The sequence below is a fragment of the Alkalicoccobacillus murimartini genome (assembly GCF_030813245.1).
Taxonomy (GTDB): Bacteria; Bacillota; Bacilli; order Bacillales; family Bacillaceae_D; genus Alkalicoccobacillus; species Alkalicoccobacillus murimartini.
Map to the genome: position 1 here is coordinate 166,471 of NZ_JAUSUA010000002.1, position 16,074 is coordinate 182,544.

13 protein-coding genes are annotated in these 16,074 nt (G+C 41.6%); all 13 read right to left on the reverse strand.

Going from position 1 to position 16,074, the window contains the following annotated elements; all coding sequences use genetic code 11:
• Positions 1-112: 112 nt before the first annotated feature.
• The 13 genes from J2S05_RS07460 to uvrB all read right to left on the reverse strand — a co-directional run bounded on the left by J2S05_RS07460 (position 113) and on the right by uvrB (position 15,865).
• Positions 113-1,303, reverse strand: a complete 1,191-nt coding sequence (locus J2S05_RS07460) for a M20 metallopeptidase family protein (protein WP_306981439.1) — start codon at positions 1,301-1,303, stop codon at positions 113-115.
• A 2-nt stretch (positions 1,304-1,305) separates the two neighbouring features.
• A complete protein-coding gene (locus tag J2S05_RS07465; RefSeq protein WP_306981441.1) occupies positions 1,306-2,511 on the reverse strand; it encodes a cystathionine gamma-synthase family protein in 1,206 nt (401 codons plus the stop codon).
• Positions 2,512-2,584: 73 nt separating this feature from the next.
• Complete coding sequence (locus tag J2S05_RS07470; RefSeq protein WP_306981443.1) at positions 2,585-3,778, reverse strand: M24 family metallopeptidase; 1,194 nt, start codon at positions 3,776-3,778, stop codon at positions 2,585-2,587.
• A 255-nt stretch (positions 3,779-4,033) separates the two neighbouring features.
• On the reverse strand, positions 4,034-5,719 hold the full coding sequence (locus J2S05_RS07475) for a PucR family transcriptional regulator (RefSeq protein WP_306981444.1): 1,686 nt from the start codon (positions 5,717-5,719) through the stop codon (positions 4,034-4,036).
• Between the two features lie 370 nt (positions 5,720-6,089).
• Positions 6,090-6,587 carry an acyltransferase gene (locus J2S05_RS07480; RefSeq protein WP_306981446.1) on the reverse strand — a complete coding sequence of 166 codons (498 nt, stop codon included), beginning with the start codon at positions 6,585-6,587 and terminating at the stop codon, positions 6,090-6,092.
• The gene (gene ppaX / locus J2S05_RS07485) at positions 6,584-7,231 is read right to left on the reverse strand and encodes a pyrophosphatase PpaX (protein ID WP_306981448.1); all 648 of its coding nucleotides are present in this window, start codon (positions 7,229-7,231) and stop codon (positions 6,584-6,586) included. The genes J2S05_RS07480 and ppaX overlap by 4 nt, the downstream gene beginning before the upstream one ends.
• 13 nt (positions 7,232-7,244) lie before the next feature.
• A complete protein-coding gene (lgt, locus tag J2S05_RS07490) occupies positions 7,245-8,081 on the reverse strand; it encodes a prolipoprotein diacylglyceryl transferase (protein ID WP_306981450.1) in 837 nt (278 codons plus the stop codon).
• Between the two features lie 38 nt (positions 8,082-8,119).
• Positions 8,120-9,055: an HPr(Ser) kinase/phosphatase gene (hprK, locus tag J2S05_RS07495; protein WP_306981452.1), complete on the reverse strand. Its 936-nt coding sequence runs from the start codon at positions 9,053-9,055 to the stop codon at positions 8,120-8,122.
• A 153-nt stretch (positions 9,056-9,208) separates the two neighbouring features.
• Positions 9,209-9,562, reverse strand: coding sequence for a phage holin family protein (locus J2S05_RS07500; RefSeq protein WP_306981454.1), 354 nt, complete (start codon positions 9,560-9,562; stop codon positions 9,209-9,211).
• Positions 9,562-9,756, reverse strand: coding sequence for a PspC domain-containing protein (locus J2S05_RS07505; protein ID WP_306981455.1), 195 nt, complete (start codon positions 9,754-9,756; stop codon positions 9,562-9,564). The genes J2S05_RS07500 and J2S05_RS07505 overlap by 1 nt, the downstream gene beginning before the upstream one ends.
• 63 nt (positions 9,757-9,819) lie before the next feature.
• The gene (locus tag J2S05_RS07510) at positions 9,820-10,911 is read right to left on the reverse strand and encodes a DUF4097 family beta strand repeat-containing protein (protein ID WP_306981457.1); all 1,092 of its coding nucleotides are present in this window, start codon (positions 10,909-10,911) and stop codon (positions 9,820-9,822) included.
• Between the two features lie 87 nt (positions 10,912-10,998).
• Positions 10,999-13,875 (reverse strand): excinuclease ABC subunit UvrA, encoded by a 2,877-nt coding sequence (gene uvrA / locus J2S05_RS07515; protein WP_306981459.1) that lies wholly within the window; start codon positions 13,873-13,875, stop codon positions 10,999-11,001.
• 4 nt (positions 13,876-13,879) lie between these two features.
• On the reverse strand, positions 13,880-15,865 hold the full coding sequence (gene uvrB / locus J2S05_RS07520; RefSeq protein ID WP_306981461.1) for an excinuclease ABC subunit UvrB: 1,986 nt from the start codon (positions 15,863-15,865) through the stop codon (positions 13,880-13,882).
• Positions 15,866-16,074: the final 209 nt, after the last annotated feature.

Here is a 16,074-nt window from a genome sequence, read left to right on the forward strand (position 1 = left end):
GAGACCTTATGTAGATACTGGTTTTACTTATTCCTTTTAACTTGCTCTTCAAACCTCTTACATCCCTAAACTCACAACGAAAAACCCGATAAAATTTCCTCACCGGGTTCTTTCAACTAATTTTCAGGAATTGAATCACATAGTCAGTTAAAATTGCTGCTCCTATAGGTAGACACTCTTCATCAATATCAAAGATTGGTGTATGCAAATCACGAACCACACCATCTGGCATCGCGCACCCGAGAAAGAACATCGAACCTTTTGTCTTCTGTGTCATATATGAAAAGTCTTCTCCGCCCATACCAAATGGTGCATGAATGACTTTCATCTGAGGATAAAGAGAGTGCACGGTCTGTATTAATGTTTGGTTTATAGAAGGATGATTATATAAGGAAGGTTCGCCTCGAATGATCGTGCATTCACCTTGACCTCCGAGTGGAGTAGCCAAAGCAAACGCGTCCTCAACATGAGAGTGCAAGGCATCGCGTGTTTGCTCTTGATAGGCCCGTATCGTGCCTTCTATCGTTACTTTGCTTGGGATAATGTTACTGGCTTGCCCAGCCTCGATTTTACCAACACTTATGACTGCAGGATCAAGCGCCGAGATCCGGCGGTTGATGAGGCTATAGAGATTAGTTAACACATGATTCATGATCCAAATCGGATCTGTACCAAAATGAGGGTAGGCCCCGTGCCCCCCTGTCCCTTCAATCGTACCCTTAAAAACATCTACACTCGCCATACTGGCCCCATCATGTACTTGCATCTCGCCAACAGCAAGCCAAGGACACATGTGCAAAGCAAGAACAGCATCCACATTCTCTAAAACGCCTTCTTCAATCATATAGACAGCACCTGACCGCCCTGAATCATCGATCGTTTCTTCTGCTGGTTGAAAGAGAAAAAGAATCGTTCCACGCCACTTGCTTTGTCGTAGCTGATCCGTGATAAGATGAACGGCTCCAAGAAGAATAGCTGTATGCGCATCGTGTCCACAGGCATGCATCACACCGTTATGTAAAGAGGCGTATTCATGCTCATTTTCCTCTTGAATCGGCAGAGCATCCATATCAGCTCGTAAAGCAATGGTGGGACCTTCTCCTGTTGAGAAACGTCCCACCACCCCATAACCTGCCATATGGGTTTGCACCTCTAATCCTGAGATTCCTTTTAATATCGAGGATACATATTCTCCTGTTTCTTTTTCTTGAAAACTTAATTCAGGGTGCTTATGCATATGACGCCGCCACCCACTTATCTTATCTGCTAACGCTTCTGCCTGAGCAACAATAGGATGCTTCATAATTAGGCCTGTACGGGATAACCAACCGCTTTAAGCGCCTGTTCAAAGTCAGCCAAAATATCTTCCGCGTCTTCGATTCCACATGAAACTCGAATAAGTCCTTCTGGAATACCCATCGCTGCTCTTTCTTCCGGTGTACATTCTACATGGCTCGTTGTTCTGGCAGGACCTACTGTCGTCTCAACAGAACCAAGATTGGCTGCTCGGTTAGCAAATTGTAGTTTTGGTAAAAGGTCACGTACCGTATCCACACCACCTTTTACAGAAAAACTTAACATCCCGCCAAACCCCTTCATCTGCTCTTTTGCGATATCATGATTCGGATGCGTTGATAAACCAGGATAAAAGACACCTTCGACTAAATCAGACGTTTGCAGGAACTGGGCCAGTTTCATCGCATTTTCAGCCTGTCGTTTCACTCTGAGATCTAATGTTTTCATTCCTCGCAATAGCAAGTAAGCAGCCCACGGATCCATGGTTGCCCCATTAATTTCTCGATAATGATAGATCGCTTCCACTAACGATTCATCGTTACCAACCACAACTCCTCCAAGTGCATCTGCGTGCCCACCTAGAAACTTGGTTGCACTATGAATAACTAAATCAGCCCCTAATTCAAGCGGATTCTGATTCACAGGAGTAGCAAATGTATTATCCACTACCACTAAAGCACCTACAGCTTTTGCTGCTGCAGCCGTTTGTTTAATGTCTGTAATTTTTACAGTTGGATTTGTAGGTGTTTCTAGATATAACATCTTACACCCTTTTTTGACTTCCTCTTCAATTTGTTTCTGATTACCTGTTTCACAGAATACAACTTCAATTTGGAGCTTATGCAAAAATTCGGTGAATAGCTTATTCGTTCCTCCATACGTATCTTTAATGGTGACGACCTTGTCTCCAGGAAATAAAAATGTATATAGCGTATTACTGACCGCGGCCATCCCTGTTGAAAAGCTAGTACCAGCCGCAGCACCTTCAAGTACTTTTACCTTATCTTCAAATGCCTGCACTGTAGGATTAGTGTTACGTCCATAGATATGGCCCTTCTTCTTACCAATCGCCACGTCATACCATTCATCCATATCATCATACCCAAACGCAACACTTGGAATGACTGGTACCTGAGTCGCTCCGTGCACCAGATACTCCTTTTCCCCTCCCCAAACAGCTTTTGTCCCTAATCTAGCTTGATCGAATTTACTCATATAAACCTCTCCCTTCTTTTTTAGAACATCAACATGCTAAAGAAGGCTCGATCTGGAGCCTTCTTCTTTTCTACTACGATGCAGAGTGAATGTTTGGATGTTTCGTAAAGAGCTCTCTTGGAAAATTCGCGAGGGTCTCACATCCATTTTTAGTCACTCGAATGGATTCACTCAATTCAACGCCAAAGCTTTCAAACCACATACCAGGAATAACATGGAAAGTCATATTCTCTTGAATGACCGTCTTGTCTCCTTTTCTAAGACTAGCAGTATGCTCACCCCAATCAGGGGGGTAATTCAGACCCATGGAATAACCAAGTCTTGATTCCTTTTCAAGGCCATGTTTTGCAATACTTGCTCTCCAGACAGCCTCGACCTCTTCACATGTCACACCAGGCTTTACAAATTGCAGGGTCTCATTTAAACCCTCAATCACAATGTTTGAGAGGTCGGCAATTTGCGAGGTCGGCTGCCCTACAACTAATGTTCGAGCCAATGGACTGTGATAGCGTTTATAACAGCCCGCTATTTCTAAAATAACCGTTTCACCTTGTTTATACGTTCCATCTGTCCACGTTAAATGCGGTGTAGCCGTTTTTATCCCCGAAGGCATGAGCGGAACGATAGCCGGATAATCACCACCATATGCCTCCGTTCCTGAGATTTGAGCCTGAAAGATTGTAGCCGCTACATCACACTCTCGAACTCCAGCCTGAACAGCATCAATACCTGCTTGCATGGCACGCTCAACAATTAATGCTGCTCTTTTCATATATTCAACTTCTTGATCTGATTTGATCAAGCGAACATAGTTCACTAAATTGGTTGCGTCCTTAAATTGAGCATGAGGCAAATGCCGTTTTAAATGCTCATAACACGCGGCAGTGAAATAATACTGATCCATTTCAACACCAATCACTCGATGACTTTGACCAATCTCTGTTAAAATCTGTGCCGCAAAATCCATCGGATGTTTTGTCAAAGATTGAACATAATCATCTGGGTACGGAATGATATGATCATGATGCAGCCAGGCTGTTTGTTTTGCCCCATTTGCATCTTGAGAACGGCCAATCCATAGGGGTTGATCCTCATCAATAATGACCACAACCATTTGATGAACATAAAAGGACCACCCATCATATCCAGAAATATAATTCATATTAGCTGGATCACTCAAAAGAAGAACATCAATACCTGATGCCTCCATCCTTTGTTTTGTTTTCCTGATTCTCTCTTGGTATTCTTCCATTGTGAATGAAAGCATCATGATTCCTCCTTTTAAAATCCCAAAGCGTATGAAACGGGTTTATTTAATTGTTTGAATATTTAAAGTATATGCAATGAGACATGCTTTGTTCAATGAATAAAGTGTAAGAAAATATCAGCCTAATTGTAGTCAATCTAGCAAAAAGACGACTCTGCAAACGATTTCAAGTGTAGATTTGGTGATTTGTATTAGAAAATCTAACAATGCAAAAAAGAAGTGGACCTATTACATGTCCACTTCACAGAATTAAACTTACCCTTTTTCTACCAACTGTAAATGCCAAATACGAATACTTAATTCAAGTAAGAATACGTCATCTGGATTAGCCAACGATAATTGGGTCAAGGATTCAATTTTTCTCAACCTATACAAAAGCGATTGCCGATGTAGATGTAAGACGCGAGCTGTTTGACTCACCTTACTTTGGTTTCGATGATAAGTCGTAAAGGTACCAATCAAATCCATGTTCCGCTGCTTGTCATATTGATAAAGTGGGGTAATGATGTCCGTCACTACTTCTCGCAATTCCGGGTATTCTCCCATCGCTTTTAACACTCGATCGACGCGTGTATCTGAATAAAAGACTCTGCGTGAAAGGTCTTTTCTTCTTTTACCAATGTGTAACGCTTGATTGGCCTGTTCAAAGCTACGACTGAAGGAAAAGGTCGTCTCCGCCCCATCGCCGATCCCCCAGAACATATCCACACTCGGTAAAAGATTCATTAAACGTCGATTCATCAGATCAAGAAAACTATGCACGGTCTCTCGTTCAGCTTCCTCCGTCACTTCTAAAAAGATAATAACCTGATTAACTTGAAAGGTAGCCAAGGCTTTACGCTTAATAGATTTTGCAACATGAAGAACCTCTTCTTCAATATAATGAGCCATACTTCGTAACCAGTCATCTTGAGACGCAGATGACAGCTCCGCTTGAAACATCTGCTTCAGTTCATCAGGGTAGCCTACAATGGAAACATAAGGTAGCTCAAGATTGTATCCAAGTGTGCGTGCACGAATCAGCATTTCGTCATGTGAATGAAATTGATCTTTTGCCAGCTCCCACACAAAGTGATCCTTTACCTTTGCTTCAGCTTCAAGTACCGCATTCTCCCGTAAGAACCAAAACGCAGCCGCTGTCACTGTATGCTCTAACACAATGAACACCGCTGCTGGCACCGTAGACTGATCCTTATCTAAAATGACATAGACATATCCTTGACTATTATTACCTGATTGCGTAATTGGTAGACGCAGAAACGATCCTGCCTGACATGTCCCCATTTCAACTTTTGTCAGCAGTGGGTGAATCTGCTCTTCTAGAGAATGCGCTAGCCCGTTTGCTTCTTCTTTAAAAATTGTTGCCCATCTGCTATGTTCGTTAGAATCCACTTCACTTGACCCTTTGACCTCACCTTTTTTATCCGTCAGATAAATGGGCTGATGAAGTTGATCAGCCACATGACTAGCGAGCTGCGAAAGTGTTGCGCCTTCAAGCATTAAAGAAAGAAGCTCCTGTTGAATAACCTGCAGTTCATGAATATACCCTTGCTTTAAGTCAGTAATTTTCTGCGTAATCGATTGAGTCACATCCGCAAAACGAATTTCCCATGGCAGAAAAACGATTGGAAAATCATACTCCTCAGCCAAATCCACACACCGATCACACAACTCAACAATATATTTACCCGTAGCCACCCCTAAACCGGAAGCTCCTGAATGGATCACATCTCTCACAAACTCATGAAAATCTTGAGGCGACTGAGCATAACCAATCCCCGTCGTTAACACCATCTCATTTTTCCGAACAAAATTTTCAACCGGTGCTTCTGTAATCGATACCCACTCCACAACCCGTTCATCTAAACTTGTCGCAGCTGTCTTAACAACTGAAGGCTCCATAATCTCTAAATCCACCACATCCCGCATCGTCAGAACCATTCCCATTCCCCCTTAAGAGCACAGACCTTTCCTTATTTATTACTTCTTGATGTTAAGCCTGATACCCTTTATTTGCGACTGTACTCTTAAAAGGCAGTGGGGGTGGAATTTTGCGCATTTTAGGATTTATCGCGCGGTTTTGCTTCATTTTTGAGCATTTTGAGGTTTTTAGCGCACCTTTGATCCGTTTTTGCGCGTTCTCCGAATTTCCCGCGCATTTCTTCTTCATTTTCGCGCATTCTCAGCTTTTTCGCGCATCTCCACTCCTTTTTCGCGCACTCGCACCTTTCCCCACGCTCCCCCTCTCCCTTTCTTCAAAACAAAAAAACAAGCGACCCGGACACTCGTCCGTTTCGCTTGCTTAGTTGATTTATTCAGGTTTAGGCAGTTGTTTGATTACCTGCATCGGGTTTCCCCCAACAAATGTGTAGGGTTCGACGTCGCGATGAACAAGTGTGCAGGCTGATACGATAGCGCCATCACCAATCGTCACACCCGGAAGAATCGTTGTGTTAGCTCCGATCATCACTTCATCACCAATGACAATATCGCCAAGTCGATATTCCTTAATTAAATATTCGTGAGCTAATAACGTGGTGTTGTAGCCAATCACACTGTTTCGACCAATCTTGATCCGTTCAGGAAACATGATGTCCATCATAACCATTAAGGCTACTGCCGTTTCATCACCTATCTTCATACCAAGTCCATGTCGATACAGGCGGTTCTTCAAACGAAGCCAGGGTGTATATCGGGCAAGTTGGATAACCGTAAAGTTACGTATGACTTTCCAAAAAGGTACGGTCTTGTAGATATGCCATAAAGAGTTTGCCGACGGAACTGGGTATCGTTCCGTTTGCCGACTCAAGACTGTGTCACTCCAACAATTTCAAGTAAATCATCCATTGTCTGTAGGACATAATCAGGGTTATAGGAACGAAGGTATTCTTCACCTTTAATAGCCCAACCCACTGCGGCTGTTGTTACGCCCGCATTGATTCCTGCTAAGATATCATGTGAGTTATCTCCCACCATGACTGCTTCTTCAGCCTTAGAACCTAGAGCCTCTAACGCCTTATGAATCGGCTCTGGGTCAGGCTTAGCACGAGATACATCATCCAATCCAATCACTACATCAAAGAATTCATCAAGCCCTTTGAGTTTTAAACCCATTTGTGCTGTTTGATTCTTCTTTGTTGTGACAATTGCCAGCTTAAAACCTAACGTATGCAGGCGTTTTATCCCGTCATACACACCAGGATAGTCTGTCACTAGTTCATCGTGATGTTGATGGTTATGCTTCCTATATACCTCAACCATCTCTTCCCAATGATCCGCATCAATTGATTGAAACGTATCTTGTAATGGTGGACCGATAAACGGTAGAACTGTTTCGCGAGTGTATTCATTTGGGCGATACTGTTCCAAGGTGTGTAAAAACGAAGCGATAATAAGCTCGTTTGTATTAATTAACGTGCCATCTAAATCAAATAGCAGAGTTGTTTTATTCATACTAGCTCCCTCTCTACTTCTTCTTCTTTTTTGTTACTACATCGGTATCTAGATACCCAGGAGGATTCACTTTCACCCGACGATAGAAAATAAGCGCTATGGCACCCAAAACTAATACAGCAGATAGCAATTGAGCCACGCGAAGCACATCACCTATCAATAGGTAATCAAGTCTAATTCCTTCAATGAAGAATCGAGCGACCGAATACCAAATCACATATCCTAAGAACAGCTCTCCTTCACGCAAGTTCACACGGCGTAGCCATAATAAAAGCACAACTCCTAGGAAGCTTAATATGGATTCATACAAAAAGGTCGGATGATAATACGTGCCTTGAATGTACATTTGATCAATAATAAACGTTGGAAGTTGAAGCCCCTCTAAAAATTCACGTGTTACCTCACTACCATAAACCTCTTGATTCATAAAGTTACCCCAGCGTCCGATTGCTTGTCCCAATAGGATACTCGGAGCTGCAACATCGGCAAGCTTCCAGAAAGAAATGCCACGTTTCTTCGCAAAAATAATAGCCGTTATGACAGAACCTATTAGCGCACCGTGAATCGCAATGCCGCCTTCCCATATGTAAAACACTCGAATCGGGTCATCAGCAAATTGATCCCATCTAAAAATCACGTAATAAATACGCGCGGAAATAATCGCAATCGGCAATGCAAACAATAAAAGATCTGCAAATATATCTTTAGGTAATCCTCTTTTTTTACTTTCTCTTGACGCTAGTAAGTATCCTAGCAGTACACCCAATCCAATAATGGCCCCATACCAATAGATTGTAATCGGCCCTAATTCGATCATCACTCGATCTAAAGCTTGTATCGTATCATCCATAAAAACACCTCATTTTTCTACCATCTTATCTTGTTCCATTAATACTCGTCTCGGTCTCCGTCTTGGATAACTTCTGTTAATCGTTCAGAAAACTCTTGAGCGGCATTAAATCCTAATCGTTTTAAACGGAAGTTCATCGCAGCAACTTCAATAATAACAGCTAAGTTTCGACCTGGTCGAACTGGAACTGTTAGCTTAGGGATTTCTGCATCAAAGATTTTGAGCGTTTCTTCGTCTAAACCCAAACGATCATACGCTTTTCCTTGATCCCAGTTTTCTAAGTTAATACACAAGCTTATTCGTTTAAATGGACGAACCGCTCCAGCACCAAATAGTGTCATCACATTAATAATACCTAGTCCTCGTATCTCAAGCAAATGACGAATCAGCTCAGGAGGGTGACCAACAAGTGTGTCCTCGTTTTGCTGCCTAATTTCTACTGAATCATCCGCGACTAATCGATGCCCACGGCGTACCAAATCTAACGCCGTTTCACTTTTACCGACGCCACTGCTTCCTGTAATCAGAACCCCAATACCATAAATATCAACCAACACGCCATGCATCGCTGTCAGTGGGGCAAGTCGTCCTTCTAGAAAATTCGTCAGGCGACTACTCAACTGCGTGGTAGTGTGTGTCGATCGTAATACAGGTACTCCAACTTCTTCAGCAGCCTCAATCAATTCTTTAGGTGCCTCTAATCCTCTTGATAAAATAACGCCTGGTGTATCGTATGTACATAATTTTAGCATTCGTTCTTTTTTTTCTTGCTCACTTAACTGTTTAAAAAAAGAAAGCTCTGTGCGTCCGATTAATTGTAGTCTTCGTGCTGGATAGTACGTAAAAAATCCAGCCATTTCTATGCCCGGGCGAGAAATATCACTTGTTGTAATAGGACGATAAATTCCTTCCTCACCTGCTACTAATTCAAATTGAAACTTCTCTAACAGATCATTCGCTGTTACTTTTGCCATCTTGTCCAACTCCTCTAGCAAGCTTCATTCTTTAGCTATGTACTTCCCCATTTTAGCACGTTTTTTCAAAAAAGATTCATGCTCCTGTTAATTTAGTTGCACTCAATGAAAAGGGATACACTATCGAAGCTAGTGTATCCCACGTTTTAGCCACTAAGAGCGACTAGATTTAATTGGATTGATCAGCACTGTTTGAAAAATGGTCAAGATGATGGAAGAAATTAATGCTACTCCAAAACCACTAATCATAAATGCACTTCCCATAAACCAAGAAGCCAAATACAACGTAACAGCATTAATAACAAGCAAAAATAAACCCAATGTTAAAATCGTAGCTGGCAAAGTTAAGACAATGAGAATCGGGCGAACCGTCACATTTAAGATGGCTAAGATAAAGCTGGCAACAAAGGCAGCACCATATCCAGATACGGATACACCTTCAAATAAATATTCTAGAAGCAATAAAACAAATGCATTTAAAATCAAACTGACTACAAACTTAATCATTAATACACGTCCTCTTCATTCGGGACAACAAACGCCATCACAATATAGACGATAAATGGAATACCTGATCCCAAAATAGCTACTATCGCAAACAGGATGCGGACTAGGGATGGATCCAGATTAAAGTGTTCGGCTAAGCCACCGCACACGCCAGCTACTTTACGATCATGTTGAGATCTATATAATTTCTTCATCTTATCACCCTCTTTTTATATAGAGCGATCTGTCAGCTAGTATGCTGACAGATCGTACAAAGCTTATACTAAATCTTTTGCTTTAATTGAACCAGTATTTGAAACAGCACTTACTTTGACTCTCGGTGAGGAAGAGGAATTGCCCACAAAATGCAGCAATCTATTAGCGAAATCTTTTTTCTCCTCCAACACTTCATGATCTTTCATTTCGTTAGAGAACCCTCCAACATTTGTCTTAAACTTACCTTCAAGTCGAATGTCTGGAGCAACCTTCACATGAATGGTTCCCGTTGTTGTTTTTAATTCTGCAAAGCCAGCCTCATCTAAAGATGACAGTTCATACGTTAACGTTCCGTTGATTGCCTCAATATCTGCATCCTGTACTTTGCCGCTCACATAAACAGCCCCATTTAATGTTTTTGCATCTACTAAATGAATGTTGGACTCTTTAAGATGAATACTACCATTTACCGTTTCAACATTCGCTTTCTTTGCATGAACACCTGTAAACGTTAATGCACCATTTAGTGTATTAACTTCAAGTGTATCCGCCTTAAGATCAGCTGCTGTAATCTCCCCATTAAAGCTATATAACTTCACACGATCAAAGCTAGATTGAGGCACATAAATGGTTGTTTTGATTTTAAGTGATTTAATTTTCGAACGGAAATCTAGCTTACCATCCTCTACTGAAAATGCAGTCTCCTGAAGGAAAATACGTCTAGCTTCCTCCGAATCCTTCACTCGATATACTGAAGCTTGGCACTCAACTCGGATGTCACTCTCATCCCACGGAACTAGAGTAATGGAGCCGTTCTCCAAGGCAACATTAATAACTGAAGGCGTCTCGTTGCGATGATGGAACGTGTGATCAACCACAACATGCGAGCCAAAGTTAAAATCAAAATCAACATCCTTAATCTTTTTGAACGCAGTCTCAAAGAAATCTGTAAACTTCGTTGCATACGTCTCTGTATCTGACTTAGATTTCTCGTCTCGAGCTTCATTTCCTTTTTCCCAGTTCACATCTGTTGATAGTTGAGTGGAGCTTGGCGTTGAATCATCCTTTTCAATTGCCTGAAGTAGCTTAATACCTTCTTCTGCTGTGACTTTGCCATCTTCAATCATCTTTAGGATCATCTTTTTCTCTTCCATTCTTTCACTCCTCAATGTACATTTAGTGGTGTCCTTGTGATTCTTACTAGTTTATACGTACAACAGATAGGAAATGTTTCAAGGAATTTAAGATTGTTTTTGTAATTCTTTTTGTTCCAAGCGTTGACGCATACGCTCCTTATCTCTTGAGAGAATCGGAGATAAGTACTGACCAGTGTAAGATCCTTTTACTTTTGCAACTTCCTCTGGAGTACCTTCCGCAACGATTTCGCCACCTTTGTCTCCACCCTCTGGGCCAAGATCAATAATGTGATCTACGGTTTTGATGACATCTAAATTATGTTCAATAACCAACACCGTATCCCCATTCTCCACTAATCGTTGCAACACATGTAACAAGTGTCCGATATCTTCCGTGTGAAGACCTGTCGTTGGTTCATCAAGAATGTAAAGAGTACGACCCGTTGCTCGTTTGTGAAGCTGTGAGGCTAACTTCACTCGCTGTGCCTCTCCCCCAGATATCGTTGTAGCAGGCTGACCTAAACGAATATAACCGAGCCCAACGTCAACAAGTGTTTGGACTTTTCGTTTGATCTTAGGAATGTTAGTAAAGAATTCAAGTCCTTCCTCAACCGTCATTTCAAGCACGTCAGAAATCGTTTTACCTTTGTACGTAATCTCTAACGTCTCACGATTATAACGTTTCCCATCACAAACTTCACACGGTACATAAACATCCGGAAGAAAATGCATTTCAATTCGTATAATACCATCGCCACGGCATGCTTCACACCGTCCGCCTTTGACATTAAAACTGAAACGCCCTTTTTTGTATCCACGAATTTTTGCTTCGTTTGTCATCGCGAATACATCGCGAATGTCGTCAAAAACACCTGTGTATGTCGCTGGATTGGATCGAGGGGTTCTCCCGATCGCCGATTGATCAATATCAATGACTTTATCAATCTCTTCAATCCCCACCACCTCTTTATGCGCACCTGGCTTATCCTTAGAACGATGAATTGCCTGAGCAAGAGATTTGTGGACTATGCTATTTACAAGTGTACTTTTTCCGGAGCCAGATACACCCGTCACGGCTGTAAAGACACCCAGTGGAAAAGTAACACTAACGTTTTTCAAGTTATTCTCTGATGCTTTTTTCACTGAGAAAGAACGACCGGTTAATTCTCTACGTTTCTCTGGGACTGGAATAAACCGATCTCCAGACAAGTACTGCCCTGTTAGAGAATTAGCATCCTGCATAATCTCTTTAGGTGTTCCCGCGGCCGTTATCGTCCCACCATGTACACCAGCTCCCGGTCCTACATCAATGATATAGTCCGCGGCAAGCATCGTATCTTCATCATGCTCAACAACAATTAATGTATTACCTAAATCTCTCATATGTTCTAGGGCTTTAATTAAACGATCATTATCACGCTGATGAAGACCGATTGAAGGCTCATCAAGAATGTACAGGACACCCATCAAAGAAGAACCAATCTGTGTTGCTAACCTAATGCGCTGTGCTTCACCACCTGAAAGTGTTCCGGCTGCTCTAGAAAATGTTAAGTAATCAAGTCCTACATTAATGAGAAAATCAGCACGATCATGAATTTCTTTTAAGATTGAAGCACCTATCGACCGTTCTTTTGAAGTAAGATCCAAGTTCATGATGAACTTCTGCGCATCCTTTACAGACATGGATGTAATTTCTCCAACATGTTTTTCATTTACTTTAACTGCTAATGCTTCTTTTTTTAATCGATAACCTTTGCAGGTAGGGCATGCTTTCTGTCTCATGTACCCTTCCATTTGTTCTCTAATATAATCAGAGCTTGTTTCATGATAACGTCTGGATACGTTCTTCACAACGCCCTCAAACTCTACCGATCCTTCACGTACACGACCAAATTCATTTTCGTAATGGAAAAAGATCTTGTCTTTGCCACTACCATGAAGAATCTTGTCCAATTGAGCACTTGGAAGATTTTTCACCTGTGTATCCATATCGATACCATAGTGATCACAAACTGCTTCTAAAAGCTGTGGGTAATATTGTGAGCTAACTGGCTCCCAAGGGGAAATGGCATGTTCACGTAAAGTCTTAGAATGATCCGGAATGATCAAATCTAAATCGACCTCAAGCTTAGTCCCTAATCCATCACAACTACCGCAAGCTCCATACGGACTATTAAAAGAGAAGAGTCGAGGCTCAAGCTCCGGAATAGAAAATCCACAAATCGGACATGCATAATGCTGGCTAAATAAAATCTCCTCGCCATCAATTACATCCACAAGTACACGACCATCTGCGAGCTGCAAGGCTGTCTCTAATGAGTCGGCCAGTCGGCTGTTTACACCATCTTTAATGACGACCCGGTCGATCACTGCCTCTATAGTGTGTTTCTTATTCTTTTCAAGTTGAATTTCCTCAGCTACCTCATGCATCTCCCCATTAATACGTGCACGCACATAGCCCTGCTTCTTAAGATCTTCAAGTACTTTTACATGTGTCCCTTTCCTGCCCGAGACAAGTGGTGCTAGGATCTGCATTTTTGTCCGTTCTGGAAAAGCTAATAAGCGATCTACCATTTCTTGAATGGTCTGTGAAGAGATTTCAGTCCCATGATCCGGACAAAATGGACGACCCATTCTGGCATAAAGCAAGCGGAGGTAGTCATAAATTTCCGTGACCGTACCTACCGTTGACCTTGGATTGCGACTAGTTGTTTTCTGATCGATTGAGATTGCCGGAGACAACCCATCAATCGAATCAACATCCGGTTTATCCATTTGCCCTAAAAATTGGCGCGCATAGGCCGATAGAGATTCAACATACCTACGTTGCCCTTCCGCATAAATAGTATCGAAGGCTAAGGAGGACTTTCCTGAGCCAGAAAGTCCTGTTAACACAACAAGCTTATCTCTAGGAATGGTGACGTCGATATTTTGTAAATTATTAGATCGAGCTCCTTTTACAACAATGTGTTCATGTGCCATGTCCTCACCCTTCCGCTTTCATTTGTAAAACAATATCTCTTAATTCCGCTGCACGTTCAAAGTTAAGGTCTTTTGCAGCTTGTTTCATTTCGGCTTCTAAGCGTTCAACCATTGCCGCTTTATCCTTTTTACTAAGCTTAGCTTTTGGAGCTGCGGACGCTTCATATTCTTCACTATCTTCTGCTGCATACGTTGCCTGAATAAGTTCAGGCACTTTTTTCTGTATCGTTTGCGGCGTAATACCATGCTCATCATTATGAGCTTTCTGAATGGTACGTCTACGGTTTGTTTCACTTATAGCTAATTCCATCGATTTTGTCATCTTATCTGCATACATAATGACATGGCCATTGGCATTACGTGCCGCTCGACCCATTGTTTGGATAAGAGAACGCTCTGCTCGTAAAAATCCTTCTTTATCAGCATCAAGTATTGTTACTAATGACACCTCTGGAATATCTAGCCCTTCACGAAGAAGGTTAATCCCAACTAATACATCAAAGGTTCCTAATCGAAGCTGTCTCAAAATTTCTATTCTCTCAAGAGTCTTAATTTCAGAGTGAAGATACCTTACCTTAATCCCAAGCTCTTTTAGATAGTCTGTTAAGTCCTCGGACATCTTTTTCGTAAGAGTTGTTACAAGGACACGTTCATTCCGAGCTGTTCGATCATGAATTTCTCCGACCATATCATCAATTTGACCTTCAATCGGACGTACATCAATCGTTGGATCAAGAAGCCCTGTAGGACGAATAATTTGCTGAACCATATCTGGTGTTTTCTCCAGTTCATAAGGACCTGGCGTTGCCGATACATAAACAACCTGATTCACTTTTTCTTCAAATTCCTCAAAGCGCAAAGGACGGTTATCTAACGCTGAAGGAAGTCTAAAACCATGGTTAACCAGGATCTCTTTTCTCGCTCTGTCTCCATTAAACATGCCACGGACTTGAGGCAGTGTCACATGAGACTCATCCATGATCAATAAATAATCTTCTGGAAGGAAATCCATTAATGTATATGGAACAGCTCCAGCCTCCCGCAAAGTTAAATGACGTGAGTAGTTCTCAATGCCTGAACAAAAACCCATCTCACCCATCATTTCTAGATCATAACGCGTACGCTGTTCTAATCGCTGTGCTTCAAGCAATTTGCCTTCTTCTTGCATTGTCTTAAGCTGAACTTCTAGTTCTGCTTCAATGTTTTTCATGGCACGCTTCAACTTTTCTTCACGCGTCACAAAGTGAGAAGCAGGGAAGATAGCCACGTGATTACGTTCACCCTTCACTTCACCGGTTAAACTGTCCACCTCAGTGATTCGTTCAAGTTCATCTCCGAATAATTCAACACGGATACACTGTTCATCTCGAGATGCCGGAAAAATTTCAACAACATCCCCTCTCACTCGGAAGGTTCCACGCGTAAAATTAATATCATTACGATCATATTGAATGTCCACCAGTTTTCGAAGTAGTTCATTTCGATCAAGCTCCATGCCAACTCTTAGCGAGAGAACAAGGTCTCGATATTCAGAAGGAGAACCTAAACCATAAATACACGAAACACTCGCCACAATAATGACATCATTCCGTTCAAACAATGAGCTTGTCGCTGAGTGTCTTAATTTATCAATCTCATCATTAATACTGGCATCTTTCTCTATAAACGTATCAGAACTCGGGACATATGCTTCCGGCTGATAATAATCGTAATAACTAACAAAGTATTCAACCGCATTGTTCGGAAAATACTCCTTAAATTCACTATATAGTTGACCGGCAAGTGTTTTATTATGAGCCATAATTAACGTCGGCTTATTTACCTGCTTAATAACATTAGACATTGTGAAAGTCTTACCAGTTCCTGTTGCACCAAGCAACGTCTGAAACTTTTCACCTTTATTTAATTCTTCAACAATCTTACGAATCGCCTCGGGTTGATCCCCCTGAGGCTCATAATTAGAAACAAGTTCAAATTCTCTCTGCTCCACAAGCCAGCCTCCTAATCGAACATATGATCACATTCATTTAGTATATCATAAACAAATCAATTATCCATAAAAATACGAACGTTCGTACCCCTAATATTGTAGCCAATCTTATCCACCTACATACGCTCTCTAAAGCTGTATACCCGATTCTTTCATCTATAAAAATGGCAAATCTTTTTACTGGACGATTCCTGATTAAAAGGCTATGA

Excerpts from the sequence above, each read along its gene's own strand:
- hprK (WP_306981452.1), bottom strand. The coding sequence starts at position 9,055 with ATGGCAAAAGTAACAGCGAATGATCTGTTAGAGAAGTTTCAATTTGAA.
- uvrA (WP_306981459.1), bottom strand. The coding sequence starts at position 13,875 with ATGGCACATGAACACATTGTTGTAAAAGGAGCTCGATCTAATAATTTA.
- J2S05_RS07505 (WP_306981455.1), bottom strand. The coding sequence starts at position 9,756 with ATGAAGAAATTATATAGATCTCAACATGATCGTAAAGTAGCTGGCGTG.
- J2S05_RS07465 (WP_306981441.1), bottom strand. The coding sequence starts at position 2,511 with ATGAGTAAATTCGATCAAGCTAGATTAGGGACAAAAGCTGTTTGGGGA.
- lgt (WP_306981450.1), bottom strand. The coding sequence starts at position 8,081 with ATGGATGATACGATACAAGCTTTAGATCGAGTGATGATCGAATTAGGG.
- ppaX (WP_306981448.1), bottom strand. The coding sequence starts at position 7,231 with ATGAATAAAACAACTCTGCTATTTGATTTAGATGGCACGTTAATTAAT.
- J2S05_RS07475 (WP_306981444.1), bottom strand. The coding sequence starts at position 5,719 with ATGGTTCTGACGATGCGGGATGTGGTGGATTTAGAGATTATGGAGCCT.
- J2S05_RS07510 (WP_306981457.1), bottom strand. The coding sequence starts at position 10,911 with ATGGAAGAGAAAAAGATGATCCTAAAGATGATTGAAGATGGCAAAGTC.
- J2S05_RS07470 (WP_306981443.1), bottom strand. The coding sequence starts at position 3,778 with ATGCTTTCATTCACAATGGAAGAATACCAAGAGAGAATCAGGAAAACA.
- J2S05_RS07460 (WP_306981439.1), bottom strand. The coding sequence starts at position 1,303 with ATGAAGCATCCTATTGTTGCTCAGGCAGAAGCGTTAGCAGATAAGATA.
- J2S05_RS07500 (WP_306981454.1), bottom strand. The coding sequence starts at position 9,562 with ATGATTAAGTTTGTAGTCAGTTTGATTTTAAATGCATTTGTTTTATTG.